The 16,554-nt window shown below is 55.9% G+C and carries 11 protein-coding genes; 7 read left to right on the top strand and 4 right to left on the bottom strand.

The window, feature by feature from the left end; translation table 11 throughout:
- Positions 1-484: 484 nt before the first annotated feature.
- Positions 485-886, bottom strand: a complete 402-nt coding sequence (locus KK488_RS03795; protein WP_214621800.1) for a YybH family protein — start codon at positions 884-886, stop codon at positions 485-487.
- A 390-nt stretch (positions 887-1,276) separates the two neighbouring features.
- Between KK488_RS03795 and KK488_RS03790 the strand changes: the two genes are divergently transcribed.
- On the top strand, positions 1,277-2,506 hold the full coding sequence (locus KK488_RS03790) for an MFS transporter (RefSeq protein ID WP_214621799.1): 1,230 nt from the start codon (positions 1,277-1,279) through the stop codon (positions 2,504-2,506).
- Positions 2,503-2,988: a hypothetical protein gene (locus KK488_RS03785; protein WP_214621798.1), complete on the top strand. Its 486-nt coding sequence runs from the start codon at positions 2,503-2,505 to the stop codon at positions 2,986-2,988. The genes KK488_RS03790 and KK488_RS03785 overlap by 4 nt, the downstream gene beginning before the upstream one ends.
- Positions 2,989-2,991: 3 nt before the next feature.
- Here the strand turns inward: KK488_RS03785 and KK488_RS03780 are convergent, their stop codons facing one another.
- Positions 2,992-3,885 (bottom strand): LysR substrate-binding domain-containing protein, encoded by an 894-nt coding sequence (locus KK488_RS03780; RefSeq protein ID WP_214621797.1) that lies wholly within the window; start codon positions 3,883-3,885, stop codon positions 2,992-2,994.
- A 100-nt stretch (positions 3,886-3,985) separates the two neighbouring features.
- Between KK488_RS03780 and glaH the strand changes: the two genes are divergently transcribed.
- Together glaH and lhgO are read left to right on the top strand one after the other, a co-directional pair.
- Complete coding sequence (glaH, locus tag KK488_RS03775) at positions 3,986-4,918, top strand: glutarate dioxygenase GlaH (RefSeq protein ID WP_214621796.1); 933 nt, start codon at positions 3,986-3,988, stop codon at positions 4,916-4,918.
- Positions 4,915-6,165: an L-2-hydroxyglutarate oxidase gene (gene lhgO, locus KK488_RS03770; protein ID WP_214621795.1), complete on the top strand. Its 1,251-nt coding sequence runs from the start codon at positions 4,915-4,917 to the stop codon at positions 6,163-6,165. The genes glaH and lhgO overlap by 4 nt, the downstream gene beginning before the upstream one ends.
- On the opposite strand, the gene KK488_RS03765 is transcribed toward lhgO, so the two are convergent.
- The gene (locus tag KK488_RS03765; RefSeq protein WP_214621794.1) at positions 6,156-6,740 is read right to left on the bottom strand and encodes a cupin domain-containing protein; all 585 of its coding nucleotides are present in this window, start codon (positions 6,738-6,740) and stop codon (positions 6,156-6,158) included. The genes lhgO and KK488_RS03765 overlap by 10 nt on opposite strands.
- Positions 6,741-7,145: 405 nt before the next feature.
- On the opposite strand from KK488_RS03765, the gene KK488_RS03760 reads away from it, so the two are divergent.
- Together KK488_RS03760 and KK488_RS03755 are read left to right on the top strand one after the other, a co-directional pair.
- Complete coding sequence (locus KK488_RS03760) at positions 7,146-11,579, top strand: NAD-glutamate dehydrogenase domain-containing protein (protein WP_214621793.1); 4,434 nt, start codon at positions 7,146-7,148, stop codon at positions 11,577-11,579.
- A 203-nt stretch (positions 11,580-11,782) separates the two neighbouring features.
- A complete protein-coding gene (locus tag KK488_RS03755) occupies positions 11,783-13,378 on the top strand; it encodes a tetratricopeptide repeat-containing sulfotransferase family protein (RefSeq protein ID WP_214621792.1) in 1,596 nt (531 codons plus the stop codon).
- 523 nt (positions 13,379-13,901) lie between these two features.
- Here KK488_RS03755 and KK488_RS03750 read toward each other — a convergent pair.
- Positions 13,902-14,795, bottom strand: a complete 894-nt coding sequence (locus tag KK488_RS03750; RefSeq protein ID WP_214621791.1) for a LysR family transcriptional regulator — start codon at positions 14,793-14,795, stop codon at positions 13,902-13,904.
- A 419-nt stretch (positions 14,796-15,214) separates the two neighbouring features.
- On the opposite strand from KK488_RS03750, the gene KK488_RS03745 reads away from it, so the two are divergent.
- Positions 15,215-16,507: an MFS transporter gene (locus KK488_RS03745; protein ID WP_349356843.1), complete on the top strand. Its 1,293-nt coding sequence runs from the start codon at positions 15,215-15,217 to the stop codon at positions 16,505-16,507.
- The last annotated feature ends 47 nt before the right edge of the window (positions 16,508-16,554 follow it).

Below are 16,554 nucleotides of genomic sequence, written 5' to 3'. Positions count from 1 at the left end.
ACCATATGATCATCGTCCGCACGATAGAAAGCCGGACATCCGCTGAACTTTTTTACGGAAAATCAACTCGCTGCGACAGTTGCACGGTCACGCGTTTGAGCAACTCGTGAACCATCGCCACGCTGGGACTTCGGCTAGAACCGGGACTGTTCGTTGACGGCCCGACCTCATGGCACTGCATGCCTTGTATCATCGTCGACAAATCGGCGGGGAATTGCCGCCAACCGTTCGTAGTGAAGGCACACCTGGAAATGGATGCTAGGCAACCTGTCCACATTCTCGGACAAACCGACCAATCGAACTCGGGGCCGGTCAACACAAAACGTCGCCCCCCCCCTTTTTCGCGAATAGGACGCCAGCGGCCCAACGCGCTGGCGCTTCATAATTATTATAATCCTGAGAGATTAGTGCAGCGAACGTTCTAAACGCCAGAACCCAATTGCCGTGCGCCTGGCGAAGACACCAGACACACGGCAAACATTAATCAGTGACTCGCCAAATAGAATTGCAGTCGGGTTTTCCATTCACCGTCTTCCTGGCGCTCGAATATCTCGACAAATCGGCCCTCCAGCGGATCATGACCGCCATTTCCGTTAGGCCAATCGATATTTATCTTGGCGATCTGCCAGCCAACGTTGCCGTAGTTTTCGACTTCCTCAGCAACGATCCTCTCGTTCTTGGCTCCAGCCTCAACCCAAGAAGTCCCGAGCTCGACCACTGCATCCTTGCCACGCACAGTGATGGGGTTGAGTTCGTCCACCCACGTATACTTGTCAGTGACAAGGTCGCGATAACCGGCAGGGTTCTTATTGTTCAAGCAATCGTCATACCGCTGATTCATTTTATCCACGATAGCTCTAAACTGCTCGTTGCTAAGCTTTTCCATTCTTATCTCCTAAATCAGCGCAACAATCTGGCGGAGGAGAGCACGCCCGCGCCGCACGCACCCTTAGTTAGCCCGGCCTTTGAAACACGGCAGCTCCCTTAGAGCGCCATTTGCCTGGCAAAGACTGGCAGACGCTGCTAGCGCTTCATTTAATTCACGGCAAGTGCTTTGAATACATCTTCTTTGATAACGACCGAAAACGGCGCTTGAAATATGGACTCCCCGCGGCGAGCGTCACCTTTTGCCATCTTTTTTAAGCGATGGATTGGCATACCGAAACATCGGCGTTAGCACTTAACCCATATGACGGTGAGTCTGCATTTTGGAGGCGGTTATGCAAGATGATGGCGCCACTGTAGCGCGCGGGCTGAAAAAATCGGAATTCATTCGATGAATACCGCTGCGATGCTGGCGCGCGGAAGCTCGGTCGATCGGCTTTCTGTTTTCGTCGCGGGCGGCATAATGTCCGGCTTTGGTGCTTTGATGTACGAGGTCGCTTCCCAGTTCACTTACATGCTGGGTCAGACATATGGCTTTGGTGAAGCGAACCAAGGAGATTTCACAGCAGCGTTTTTTACAAGTTACACCCTCATTGCCGTCAGCATGGTGTTTTGGGTCCGCAAGATAAGTTGGCGCCTCCTAGCCACGACCGCATCGGCACTGGGAGTCGTATCGTTTCTGGCGCTGACCCTGGCGCACACATATGCCACGATCATGGCCGCGATGTTCCTGGCCGGTCTGGGCATGGGCGCAAACTATGCACTGACATTGACGCTGTTCGGCGACAGCAAAAACCCGGATCGCGCATTCGGAATAAAATTCTTCTGTGACGTCATGCCAGGCATGGCGATGAATTTCCTGTTGCCGATGATCTTCGCGGCTGGCGGTTTCGACGCGGTAGCATTTGCCATGAGCGCCTGTTGCGCAATCAGCTTGTTGGCCGCGCTGCTAATTCCAGCACGGACCGATCGCCAGGTCGACCATGTCAGTAATCCCTTGCGGTCGAAAGGTGCTGGCTTGCCTTTGCTCGCATGCCTTGTTTGCTTGATCAACACGACCGGCATCATGGCCCTTTGGGCGTTTCTCGGTCAGATCGGCGAAGAAAAAGGTTTGTCGCTCAGTACTTTGGGTGTGGTGCTATCGCTGGGATCCATGCTAAATGGCGCAGGTTCGCTGGTAGGCGTTGCAATGGGCAACAAGTTCGGCCGGCTCCTCCCAATCACGGTAACGCTGGCAATTAGCACGGCAAGCCTAGTCGTGATCGCTATGACCGCAAGCCCAAATGCCTATGTTGTAGCTGCGCTGACGTTTTGCCTCGTTAACAATCTGACCTCCCTGTACATTATCGCGACAGTAGCTGCCGTGGACAAAAAAGGGCTTTTCCTGCCGTTCGCTTCAGCCTGCTTTTCTGCCGGAGCCGTGATCGGCCCACCCCTCGCTGGGCGGCTGCTCGAAACCTCGGGCTTGTCGATAATGTTGCTTTTACCAGCAGCCATGTGGGGCTGCGCGTTGGCGCTGCTAGTGCTGCTCCATCGGCTGCATAACGGCCAACCAGCCGCATCCGCTCCGACGCCGACCCACGCGGTCGACGGGCCAAATCCTCAAGAGCTACATCCATGAAGAAAGATCATCTGATGCAATATTTGAAGGCGGTGCCGCTTGCGATCGCAGGTCTTATGATGCCTGCTGTCGCGCTGGCTGAACCAGTTGAAATGATCGGCGGGTGGAGCGCGACCTTAGCCACAATCGATGGCGACGGAAGCAAAGTGAAGTCGGTGTATATTTTTGACCTGTCGGGTTCGATGCTGATCCGTTTTGGCAAAGAAGCGACCCCCTTCGACGTTCGATGCATCGGGACGGAAACAATTTCTCCAACCGACATAGTCGATGGCAGCGCTTCATGTATCTTCAGCGACAAGGACGGCAACAAGCTCTACGCTGAGATGAAGACAGCTGATCCCGTGGCCCGTTATACTTTCACGGGCGGCACCGGTCCCTGGGCGACGATGCGGGGCCAAATTGAGGTGCGCGAGTCTTTCACCTACAGCACGCCTACGCTCGCCCGTAGTGTGTCCACGGGCCGAGGTGAAGTCCGTCGCTAATCCTCAACTTTTGATTTCGTCCAACGCCGACACGAACGCCTTGACACTTGGTGACGGTTCAAAGCGTCGATAGGCTACGACGAGCGATGCACGCTCGTTATAGCCTTCGACTTCGCGAAAAACCAACCCGTCTACGGTGACTCGTTGGAACGACTCCGGGATCAAGACGACACCATATCCCGCGGCGGCCATGCTCATTGCTGTGATGAAGTCAGCCACCTTGTGGAATGGCTTCATATCCGTGCCGGCCAGAGAACCGAGCTGACGGAGCAAATCAGCGAAGCCCGCCTCCTCGTCGAACTGAGGAGCAATGAAATGTTCATTGACTAGCGCTTCGGGCGGAATGAATTTTTGCCGGGCAAGCGAGTTGGACGCCGCAAGGGCGACCCGCAGCGGCTCTTGATGGATCACGCGGGTGAGGACGTCATCCGGATAATCCGGTCTCGGCCGAATTATTGCGACGTCGATTAGGCCGTCGACAACTGCCTTTAGCTGTGATGGCGTGTCCATCGCATAGACCTTGACGTCAGCCCGAGGAAACAAGTCTCGGAATTTTCTAAGGGCGTTAGGGAGGACACCGCAGATCGCCGCCGAAGCCACATAGCCAAGGTCGACGCGCCCAATTTCGCCTCGCCCCACAAGTTGCGCGATCCGGTGAGCGCGCTCGGCTTGACGCAGTACAGCATGTGCCTCAACCAAAAACAGTTCGCCAGCGTCTGTCAAAGTCACTGCCGCACGTTTGTACCGGTTGAGGAGGCGGACGCCCAATTCTTCCTCCAGCTGCTTGACCTGCAAGCTCAAAGCCGACTGGGCAACGTGCAGTTTTTCCGCCGCTCGACCAAAGTTGCGGCATTCAGCCAACGTCGAAAAACTCCGCAACTGCCGAATGCTGAACACGCACTTTAATCCGATTTTTCGATAATATTTTCTGTTTAATATATTGGATCAGCTCAATCGAAAAGTCCACCATGCTTCAATCCAAAGGGCGGAGATGAGCATGACGAAGCAAATGCAAGGAGGGTTTCGAACGGTCGACGATTGCAAGCCGCGTTACACCATCGTTCCTCACCCGACCCATCCACGGCTTCGGCATATCGAAATTGACCGGACAGCTCTGGAGGAATTCTTCACGCACACCGATCAAATCGATGTGCAGAATCTCGAATATGTCCCGTTCATGCGCTTCGTCCTGGGCTCAGCGCTCGCGGCGTGGGTTGGTGACGGATTTGCCGAATTGCTCGCTCAACTGACGAACGACCGATCCATTGGGGGATTCACGACTGGTCTCGGCGGACTCCGCGACGATCCCGACTCTTTCGTAAAGTTCGGGACCGCAATCGGCCACTTGCTAGGCCCGGCAAATCACGATGCTATGTCCGGCACATACTATGCTCGCTTCATCGTCCAGGACACTGACAAGAGCGATTCTTATCTTCGCCAAGCGTACCGCTTGTTCACACTCCATACCGACGGGACATTTGTCGAGGACGCAACTGACTGGCTCTTGATGATGAAGTTCGCCGAACAGAACGCAACGGGTGGCGAGTCGCGCTTTCTGCATCTCGATGACTGGGACGAGCTGGAGCGCTTTCGGGCATCGCCCTACGCGTCTCATGATTTTCTGTATAAGTCGCCAGGGTCCAAGAACGTCGACACAACTGTGAGGCGGCCGCTCTTCTTCGAAAGCAAATTCGGCTTGTCGATGTCGTTTATCGACCAGTTCGTTCAACCACAATCGATGCAGGAGGCCGTTTTCCTGAACGATCTTTCAGCGTCGATGGAGGCAGCTGCGGGCACGCGAGAAGTGCCCCTGCCCGTCGGCGACCTCGTCGTACTCAATAATTTCTTCTGGCTGCATGGCCGAGCTGCTTTTCAAAAGCACGACAAGCTTCATCGCGAGCTCATGCGGCAGCGAGGCTTTTTCGCATGACAACTGCGCCGGAGCGCCGGCCCGCTCTTGACGCAGACGTCCTCATTGTCGGAGGCGGGATCGTTGGCGTTTCGACCGCAATGCAACTCCTGACCCGCAATCCGGGTCTCTCGATCATTCTCGCGGAGAAGGAGAAGGCGCTAGCGATGCATCAGTCGGGCCATAACAGCGGCGTGATCCACGCCGGCGTCTATTATGCGCCTGGAAGCCTCAAGGCTGAGTTTTGCCGCCGTGGCGCTGATGCGACATATGCCTTCTCCGCCGAACATGGATTGAGAACCGAGCGTTGCGGTAAGCTGATCGTCGCAACGAACGATATTGAGCGGGCACGACTCAAAGACCTGTTTGTGCGCTGTCAACAGAATGGCTTGCACCCCGAAATGCTCGATGGCGCGGCGCTGCGCCGTATCGAGCCAAACATTACCGGCATTGCCGCAGTACGCGTAGAATCTAGCGGGATCGCTGATTATCCTGCCATTGTTCGCAAGATGGCTGAGCTGGCGACGTTGAATGGCGCCGACATCCGCCTCTCGTGCGAGATTTTGAGTTTGCGGGAAGAGCACGACCATCTTGTGGCTTCCACAACCACTGGGGACATCCGCACCCGATACGGGATCGTCTGCGGCGGGCTCATGGCTGATCGCTTGGCCGCTACCTGCGGGATGGAAATTGATTTTCGCATCATCCCATTTCGGGGCGAATATTTTCGCCTTCCGGCCAGCAAAGATCAGATCGTCAATCACCTGATCTATCCAGTGCCCGACCCCAGCCTACCCTTTTTGGGCGTTCACCTCACTCGCATGATCGATGGTTACGTCACGGTCGGTCCCAATGCCGTGTTGGCAATGGCTCGACAAGGTTACCGCTGGCGCGATGTAAATATGCACGACCTCATGGAAATGGCAGCCTTTCCCGGCTTCTGGAAGATGCTGCGCAGCCACGCTCGGGCAGGCTTTCAGGAAGGCGTGAACTCAGTTTGGCGGCACGGCTATCTCAACCTGTGCCGCAAATATTGCCCCGGCCTGCAGTTGGATGACTTACTTTCCTACCCCGCCGGCGTTCGTGCACAAGCGGTAATGCGCGACGGGAGCATGGTCCAAGACTTTCTGATCCGTCAGTCGAAACATTGCCTTCATGTCTGCAATGCTCCGTCGCCGGCAGCGACGTCTGCCATCCCAATCGGCGCGCACCTCGTAGAACAATTTCTGACGTTTGCGGAAGACCTACAAATGCGCAGTCAGAGGTAAGGCGGGGTACATGCCGATATCACGATGGCGTCTTGGGTTTTGCTGAGATTGCGGAAACGGTGCGGCACACGACTATCGAACAAATACGCGTCCCCACTTTTGAGCACCCGCCTCTGCGATCCAACCGTAACCTCAATTTCGCCCTCTACGACGATGCCACCTTCATGGGCGTTGTGGTCCAGCATCGACGCACCAGTGTCTGCGCCGGGACTGTAACGTTCGTGCATGATTTGCAGATTGTGAGCATGGGCATCACCTACCTGCCGCAGCCAGATCCGCGCCTTTCCCTTGCGACTTGGTGCTGGAAGCCGTGAGGTGAGATCCAACAGCTCCTCACCGTCGAAAAAGACCTCGCCAGACTTGAGATGATCCGGCTCGAAAAAGTCCGACATCGTTATTGGGACGCCGCCAAGAATCTTTCTTAAAGTGGCGACAGACGGGCTGTTGCGATTGGTTTCTATCAGGGAGATTTGCCCATGCGGAACCCCGGCGCGCTCAGCCAATGCGCGCTGCGACAGGCCAACGCTTGATCGGATTTCTCTCAAGCGGGCCCCTACGTCAAACTGTTCGTCCATTAGTCCCCCGTGGTTCGGCTGTTTGAGCAGGCCTTACCGAAACTTTGCCACTTTGACGAGGTGTAATGCCTTTCTAAGCATATGCTCTTGATACATGCCGCTTTGCGATTTAGGAACATCTCGTAACAGGAGATTACTTTAACCGTCTCGCTGGCACTAACTTATTCGGCGCAAAGATTTTTATTAGGTCTGGACACAACTCAGCTGGTCCTTCTGTGAAATCTGAGCTCCGTGTCCGCCTGGTTGTGGACCTCCGCAAAGAGGCAATTTTCGATCTGCACGCGGCTGCATGAAGTTCGTTTGAATATCGGCTTAGCCAGATGACTGTCGGCCTTGCGTGCAGATGCTCAGCTTGATGTCTCTCGATTTGAGGCGGGCAACCCACGTCAACAGTAGTGGAACCCCATGAAATCTCTTCCAACCTTTGATGAGACAATACGCGCCGCTTTGGCGCTCGCGATCGACGCGTCGCAATTGACGTGTGAGCCGGCCATGCTCGTCAAGGAAGATTTGGACGAAATCGCAGAATTTTTGGCCGGTGCACTCTCGGTGCGCAGGCAAAACGAAGTCACAATCTTGGTAGATGGCGCCGCGTCAAAACGAAGGCGTGACAAACAGGTCAGTTCACGGCGGACAAGGATCGCAGTGATCAACCAAGATATGCCATTTCTTGTTGACAGCATTTCCGGATGCCTCGTCCAGCAAGATTTAGCTATCAATCTGATGCTTCACCCCGTTGTATCTGTTGCAAGGGATCGAGCGGGATCGCTGATTGCCGTTGGAGAAATCTTCGAGAGCGAACCAGAATCCGTAATCTATATCGAGACAGACGATGTTGGTGCGCGCGGTCGAATTGCCGTCGAAGACGCTCTGCGGCGGACTCTTGGCCAAGTCGGAATCGCGGTAGAAGATTGGCGCGACATGGTTTCAGCGGTACGCGCCGACATTAGCAACTATGAGGATCGCGACCAAATAGATCGATGGGCACTGCTGCCGTGGCTGCTCCAAGGAAATTTTACGCATCTAGGACACGAAAAGCGAGATCGCCTTGGGGCGGCACACGATATTTTAGGCATCTGCCGAACCACAGACGAGCCGCTGCTTTCATCGCACACTGTGCAAGCGGCACTCACTTGGTTTGAGAACGGAAACGATGGCCCATTAATTCTAAAGTCCAATCGCCCGTCCCGCGTTCATCGCAACGTACCCGTCGACATTTTCGCGACACCGATCAGGGTGGCAGGCGAGATTACGGGCATGTCGATCCACGCGGGTCTTTGGACGAGTTCAGCGTTGGCAGCCGCACCCCGCGACGTGCCCATATTGCGCGAGACGCTGGCGCATTACGTTGACCGCTTCGCGCTTGATCCACGAGGACCTGCAGGCAAAGCTCTTGTTCACGCACTGACCTATTTGCCGCATGACGTCATGATCGCTCTGTCTGCAGAGCAACGCGAAGTGCTGGCCATGACCGCTGTGTCACTCGGCGACATGCCGCGCGCCCGGCTCGAACTCGCGCGCGGACCATTAAACCGCCATTTGTTCGCTTTCATCTGGCTCCAGCGCGATCACCTGACCACGTCCCGCCGCATGACTTTAGCGGCTCTATTGTCCGAAGTCCTCGGTGCCCCTGTTCTTAACTGGCAAATGACACTGGACGAAAGTGGGTTGGCGCTCCTCCGCCTCGTACTCGATCTACAAGGCGAGGAGCGGCAGTTCGACTTGGCGGCGCTCAACATGATGTTAAGCGATCTGGTTCGCGGGTGGCTACCGGCGGTAGAGGATGCACTTGCCGATCACGTCGGGGCAAGACGGGCTGCGGTTTTGGCTCGGCGCTACGCAAACAGTTTCCCCCCTGCTTTTTGCGAAAGCGAGGGGGCCGCAGAAACAGCTGTTGATATCCTGCGCATTCATGGGCTCGACCGAGCTGAAGTCCGTGACGTGCGCCTGTATCATGGCGATAGAGACACGCCCGGGCAACTTCGCCTGAAGGTCTATAGCCTAACACCTTTGACGCTATCCGACGCGGTTCCGATCCTGGAGAATTTCGGTTTTCGTGTCATTGGGGAAAAGAGCGTACTCGTTGGCGAAAATGGCCGCCAGGGTCACATTCAACAACTGATACTGTCGCTTGATAACCCGGCTCTCGCCGCTGGCGCGTTGGAGCACACGACCACCATAGAACATGCGATTACGGCAGTCATACAGGGGCACGCAGAAAACGATCGCTTCAACGAACTGGTGATCGCGGTGCAGCTCGATCTTAACGCCGTCGCCATGTTGCGGTCGATCTTTCGCTACTTGCGCCAGATTGGAAGCGCATATGGTCTGTCGACTGTCGTCGGGACTTTACGCCGTGCGTCGACGATCACATCGTTGCTCATTCGATTGTTCCATGGCTTGCACGATCCCCAACAGAGCAGTGGAGCCAATGCGAAAAATATCATCCACGACATTGAACAGGCGTTGATCGATGTCTCAGGCCTTGAAGATGACCGTATCCTGCGGCTCTACCGCTCTTTCATCCAGGCCATCCTGCGTACCAACGCCTTCTCGCAGTCGGGCGCGGAGGCTTTGGCGTTCAAAATCGACAGCAGCAAAATGCCAGACATGCCGTCTCCCGTCCCTTGGAGAGAGATCTGGGTTCACAGCCCCCGAGTGGAGGGCGTCCACCTGCGCGCTGGCCCGATCGCCCGAGGCGGATTGCGCTGGTCCGATCGGCGAGATGATTTCCGTACCGAAATCCTAGGCCTGATGAAGGCGCAGCGCATAAAGAACGCTGTTATTGTTCCAACGGGCGCCAAGGGCGGCTTTTTCCCGAAGCAGCTCCCCGACCCCATACAAGATCGAAACGACTGGCTGGCAGAAGGCGTCGAGAGCTACCGCGTATTCATTCGCGCTTTGCTATCAGTCACCGATAACGTGGTAGGTGATGAGATTCGCCATCCGGAGGGAATCATCGTCCGAGACAGCAGCGATCCCTATTTAGTGGTCGCCGCAGATAAAGGGACCTCAAGCTTTTCCGACTTCGCTAATGACATTGCCGTGAGCGAGGGATTTTGGCTCGCTGATGCTTTTGCCAGCGGCGGCTCAAGTGGCTACGATCACAAGGTGATGGGCATCACTGCGCGCGGCGCGTGGATTTCAGTTCAACGTCACTTTCTTGAACAAGGCATTGACGTGCAAAGTCAGCCGATCGCCGTCGTCGGCGTAGGTGATATGTCCGGAGATGTGTTTGGCAATGGCATGCTCATGTCGAAAGAGATCAAGTTGGTGGCTGCTTTCGATCACCGACATATTTTTATCGACCCAGATCCCGACGCCACGCAAAGTTGGATGGAGCGAAAGCGTCTGTTCGACATGCCTCGATCAAGTTGGGCGGACTATGACGCGAGCCTGATATCCAAGGGAGGCGGTGTCTTTTCGCGTGATCGCAAAGCAATCGTCCTGAGCAACGAAATTTGCGCACTGCTCGGTACCGACAAACCCGTTATGGATCCGACTGAGTTGATCTCGGCCTTACTGACTGCGCAAGTAGATCTCCTTTGGTTTGGCGGGATCGGAACCTATATCAAGGCCTGTAGCCAATCCCATTTAGACGCTGGCGACGCCGCCAACGACCAGGTTCGGGTCGATGCGGAATCGGTCCGCGCCAAGGTCATAGGCGAAGGAGCAAATCTGGGTATCACTCAAGCTGGACGCATCGCTTACGCCCTTGCGGGCGGTCGGATCAACGCCGACTTTGTCGACAACAGTGCCGGTGTCGATTGCTCAGACAAAGAAGTAAACATCAAGATCGCTCTCAGCCCGTCGGTCGTCGACGGCCACATCTCCCTTGAGGTGCGCAACGCGATACTCGCCCAAATGACCGAAAGCGTCACGCAACTCGTGCTCGAAGACAATCGCCTGCAGGCATTGGGCATTTCAATCGCCGAAGCGGGAGGCGCCGGGGACACGCCGGGATATATTCGCCTGATTGAGGGCCTTACCAAATTGGGTCGCCTCGACAGCAAGGTCGAAGAATTGCCCGAATGCCAAGCATTGATGCTGCGGGCGCAAGATGGGAAAGGGCTGACGCGACCGGAGTTGGCAGTGCTTCTCGCAACTGCCAAACTCACTCTCCAAGATGCTGTCGCGAACAGCTCCTTGCTGAACGATCCGATCGCGACCTCGGATCTGTTTCAAGCATTTCCCGAAAATATGCGCGAAGACTTCGCTAAAAACATCGCCGAGCATCAACTGCGGCCGGAGATCGTGGCTACTGCGATCGCCAACCGTATTGTGAACCGCCTAGGTCCAGTCCTTCCACTCAGCCTGGCCGAAGAGGAAGGATTTTCACTGGCGGACGCCGCCTCAGCCTTCCTTGTTGCGGAAACGCTATTTGATCTGCCAGAGGTGTGGCGCCTCATCGACAACATGAAGGCGAGCGAAACGGTGCGGATCGCTAGCTTTCGCCGGCTCACCCGTACTGTCACCAACCTTGTCCGGGAAATTTGCCGCCTCATGGCAGGAAGCCTTTCGCCAAGCGAGGCTATCGCGGCACTCAAGCCAGGCGTCGATGCGCTGCTCGAGTTTGGGCTTCACTCCGATTTGGCCCTTCCCGCTGACGCTTCCCACGCCGTAGCCAATGCCATCGCCCGTCTCGAAAGAATGGCTGGTTCCGTGGGAACTGTTGAGCTTGCCCGGAGGCTGGGCAAGGATGTCGTCGAAGTGTCTGAGACGATTACTGACCTCACCTCGCGATTGGGGCGTGAATGGCTTTTATCGACAAGCGACCACCTCTCCCCCGATAATCAACGGCGACAGGCAATGTTATCAGGCGTAGCCAGTGGCATCTAACATCGATCTTTGGAAAACCCCGCGCAGAACAACTCTAGTGTCAGTAGCGAGAATCAATGACCAGCCTTTTCAGGCCCTGCCGTCGTACATCTGCGGCTTTTGCGTCCCCTGAGGCGGATCGGTGGCGGATGTTGCGCGCCAGTAGGCTGGGAGCAGAGGGGCACTGAGGCGATCGTCGAACCGAATTTGGAAGGTCGAAGACAATGAAGCGGACATACCCCACGCCTGCCGAGGTTAAGCTGTCGGAAGCGCGATCGCTCATTATGAGCGGGCGGGTGTCTGAGGCGCTGACTATCCTGAACGAGGTCACATCGCACGATCCGAAATGCCATGGCGCCTGGTTCATGATGGGGGAAATCGGAGAGAACGTACAGCGGCACGACATTGCTGCAAGAGCGTTTGGCGAGGCGCATAAATGCGATCAAACTGATATTGGAAGTGCTATTCGCCACGGCATTGCCATAGCACGATCAGGTCAGCGGGCGAGCGCACTGTCGCTCGCCAAGGCTATCTCCCCGGCAAATAATGACCCTGCCACCTTGGATATGCTCGGTACACTTTTCACCTATTGTGAAGCGGCCGACCGCGCCTTACCCTTGTTCGAACGTGCAGTGTCGCTCGCACCCGACGAAGCCCATTTTTTGTTCAACCTTTCCGCTGCACAGCGAATGAATGGGCAATTGGCAGAGGCGGAAATCACTCTCGATAGAGTGCTTAGCCTGCGGACCGACGATGCAGACGCCCACGCCTTGCGCTCTGACTTACGAACCCAAACCGTGGACACTAATCATGTTGAAGAGCTCGAAGCCGCAATTCTGCGCGCGCCACGCGGTAGTTCTGCCGAAATTACACTTCACTTCGCGGCAGGTAAGGAACTGGATGACATCGGACGATACGACGAAGCTTTCTACCACTTCGCTGCCGCAAATAGGATGCGACGTCAGGCACTGAACTATGACGTGCAAGGTGACGTCGATGTCATGGAAGAGCTTTGCGTGCAGCACGATAAAAGTGCAATTTACGATGGCGTTGAAGGGACTTCGGCTGCGGCTCCGATATTTGTTTTTGGCCTACCGCGCAGCGGCACGACGCTGGTCGAAAGTATCATAGCCAGACATCCCGATGCGCAAGCCGGCGGAGAGATAAATGCCTTCCCACAGGCGACGGTGAATGCCGTGCACAGGTCTGTCGGTCGCAGATTGTCAAAGAACGAATTTGTCGAGCGCAGCCTGAAGGTCGATCCATTCGTCATCGGGACCGACTACCTCAAGGAAGTTGGCGGCCAACTGGATTTACAGAAGCGCTTCACTGACAAACTACCGATGAATTATCTGTATGCTGGCATGATCAGACGGGCGCTACCGAAGGCTCGCCTGATTCTATTGACCAGAGACCCAATCGACAGTTGCCTAGCGATGTTCAGGGTGAAGTTTGAGGGTGCCTATCCTTTCAGCTACGACCTCGACGAATTGGCACGCTATTATGCTGCTTGGCATAAGCTTATGATGCACTGGCAGAGCGTCTGCGGCGATGCGCTTTTAACTATTTCCTACGAGAATCTTGTGGACGACATTGAAGAGAATGTTCGAAAGATCTTGGATCACTGCTCGCTATCATGGGACGAGCGTTGTTTGACATTTCACGAAAGCCAGCGGTCGGTAACGACAGCAAGTGCAAGCCAAGTAAGGCAACCGCTTTATCGTTCCTCGATCAAACGATGGAAACGTTACGAGCATCATCTGCTTTCATTGATCAAAAAATTGCGCGAGCTTCGAGTCAATATCTCAACGGACAATTAGACAGCACGAAATCTGCGGCTCTCGAGATAGGCCGCGCCTTCATTCTGCGGCAAGGGCTCGGAGATGCCACTCCGCCGCATGACCGAGCCGGAGCCCGAACTTGGCGCGCCTCGGTCCAATGATCGTACCGCGCTGTGATGACAGTCATCGTCACCCAGTGACCGATGGGCAGCTTGGAATGGTCTCGCTCGGCGACCGACGTCCAGCCGCGCAGAATTGCGGTTTTGGTCAAGATTCAGCTCTCATCGGCTAGGACGAGGCGCACAAGATCGGGCCGGCCCGGGAACGGCTTCTACTGACGTCGCTACGCAACAAATCTGGGGCGCCGTTGCTGAACGGCAAGAACGCCTTGTTCTTTTTGGTCAGCCTGCGGCGTAAGCAAAGCGTCAGACCTGCGTATGATCAATCTTTACACCTCGCTCGGCCAACCCGGCAACCAAACCTCGACGCGTGAAATTGCTGTTGAAGCTTTCCAGCGGCAATAGCGGTGACCCAACAGTATCCCGACCTCGGCGTAGCTAAGTCAGAGCGGGTCAATGTCCGGAAGTTCCTCGAGCGCCCGCAAAAAGCGTTCGATCGTGGGATTATTCACTGCTTTCATCCACGCGACGTGCAATTCGACAAGCGGTTCGACCCCTTCCAACGCACTGAAAACGACGCCTTCCGGACGGAGGCGGCTCGCGACTTCCGGAACAAGCGCGTAACCCAACCCGGCACCTACGAGCATCATAATCGAATGAATCTGCGTCACATATTGCACATGTTTCGGCGCCGCCCCCGCTGTCGCAAACAACCCAGCGACCAGGTCATGAAAATATCTGGCAGCGTCCGGCGCATACATAATAAAGGGAAGGTCGTTGAAATCCGTCAGCCTCTTTGGCCGATCTGGTGTCGATATCTTTGCCGGCGAGCAAACGACGAAGCGTTCCTTCAGAACCAGTTGTGAACCGAACTCAACGCGGCGCAGTGGCGGCCTCAGAAGCGCTACATCGATCCTGTTGGTGATCAGCGCCTCAATCTGCTCCCCACTGACCATCTCACGCAAAAGGAGATGGGCGTTTGGGAGAACCGTGTTGGCATGGGAAAGTAGCCGCGGCACATAGCCGTAGCCTGAGGCTGCAGTGAACCCGAGACGGATTATGCCTGTTCGCCCTTCGGCCGCACTGCGCGCAATCGCAGCAGCACTGTCCGTCAGTTGAACAATCCGACGTGCCTCGACAAGAAACGCTTGGCCAGCCGACGTCAAGGTGACGGAACGGCTGTTTCGATTGAGGAGAGAAACTTTCAAGATTCGTTCAAGAACTTGAATTTGTCGACTGAGCGGCGGCTGTGTCATGTTGAGCCGCGTCGCGGCCCGGCCGAAATGAAGCTCCTCTGCCACCGCGACGAAACATCGCAATTGAATGAGTTCAAACACAGAACCTGATATCTCTTTTCATCCCCGACTTGCAACCGTCCGGCTCGAAGTCGGAAAATAGATGCTTGCTTGAGCGGTAGTCAGCAAAAAATCACACATCTGCACGGCCTGATCGCGGCTGCCGATCCTGAGAGCAGTGCCCCACCTGCGGTCATTCTACGCGTCCTATCGCCAGAGGGATCAGCGGCCGACGCTATCTGCAGACCGAGATAGAGCGAGGCCACCATCAATGCCGAAACATCATCGTACGATGCTGTGGAACGCATTGATCTGCGGGGTCAACTTCAGGCACGCTTTGCCACGCGCAATCACGAGAATGAGCGCGGGGACATCTCGGATAATAATCCAACAGCCCGCCGAGCCTGGAGAGTGAACGAGTGTCGAACGGTCCGGCAACAGGCAAGGTGAGGTGGTCTATTGTGGCCATCCTCTTCTTCGTGACGATGATAAATTACGCCGACCGCGCCGTGCTGTCCCTCGCCGCTCCGCTTCTTTCCCGCGATCTGCAAATCGATCCGTTCGAGATGGGCATTGTATTTTCAGCTTTCGGTTGGGCTTATGTGATCGCTCAGTTGCCCGGCGGGTGGCTCCTTGATCGCTTTGGCGCCAAACGGGTCTATCTTGGCGCTATTTTACTTTGGTCTGGCTTCACGGCGCTTCAAAGCACGGTCGCTTTGCTCACGGGCACCGTCGCAATCATCGCCCTTTTCGTGTTCCGTTTTCTCGTCGGCCTTTGTGAGGGGCCCTCTTTCCCTGGCAACGCCCGCATCGTGGCGAGTTGGTTTCCGGCGAGCGAGCGTGGAACGGCGTCCGCGATCTTCAACTCGGCCCAGTATTTTGCCACAGTATTGTTCGCGCCAGTGATGGGTTGGATCATCGGCGTGTTTGGATGGCCCGAGGTCTTCCTGTTCATGGGCGCGGTGGGCATAGCGGCAGCGGCGGTTTGGACGCGCAAAATGCATGAGCCACGGGAGCATCCGCAACTCCAAGATGCCGAACTGCGCATGATCATCGCTGGAGGTGCAATTGTTGACGTGCCGTCGAAATCCGACAGCGCGCCCACTCGCCCGCCGATCGGCGAGACACTGAAGATGCTGCTCACAAATCGCACGCTCCTTGGGCTATACCTCGGACAGTTTTCGATCAGCACCTTGACCTATTTCTTCATTACCTGGTTCCCCATCTATCTCGTAGAGGATCGCGGCCTCTCGATCGTGAAAGCGGGCTTGTTCGCAACGGTTCCCGCAATCTGTGGCTTCCTCGGGGGATTGCTCGGCGGGGTCTGGTCAGACTGGCTGCTGCGGAGTGGAAACAGCCTCACGTCCGCTCGGAAGATACCCATTATTGCCGGCATGCTGCTCTCTCTTGCCATCGTCGGTTGCAACTACTCCCAATCGGAAGCCCTGCTGCTCGTGTTCATGAGTCTCGCCTTTTTCGGGAAGGGCGTCGGCGCGCTCGGTTGGGCGGTGTTTTCGGACGTCGCTCCACGCAGTGCGGCAGGCCTGAGTGGTGGCATATTCAATATGTTTGGTAATCTCTCCTCTATCCTCACACCGATCGCAATAGGCCTGATCGTCAGGGAAACCGGCTCTTTCGACCTGGTGCTTGTCTATGTAGCGGGCAGCGCTGCGCTGGCAGCGTTCAGTTTTCTATTTCTCGTTGGAAAAATCCAGCGTGTGGGGGCGCCGCCTAGCGCTTCGATGCGGACATAGCATCGCTCAAGTCCGCAATTGTCTTAGCCCCCACCACCCCATCTCGT

This window comes from Sphingobium nicotianae (assembly GCF_018603885.1).
Classification (GTDB): domain Bacteria; phylum Pseudomonadota; class Alphaproteobacteria; order Sphingomonadales; family Sphingomonadaceae; genus Sphingobium; species Sphingobium nicotianae.
The sequence above is the reverse complement of the archived record's forward strand: the minus strand, read 5'-3'. Positions and strand labels throughout refer to the sequence as shown.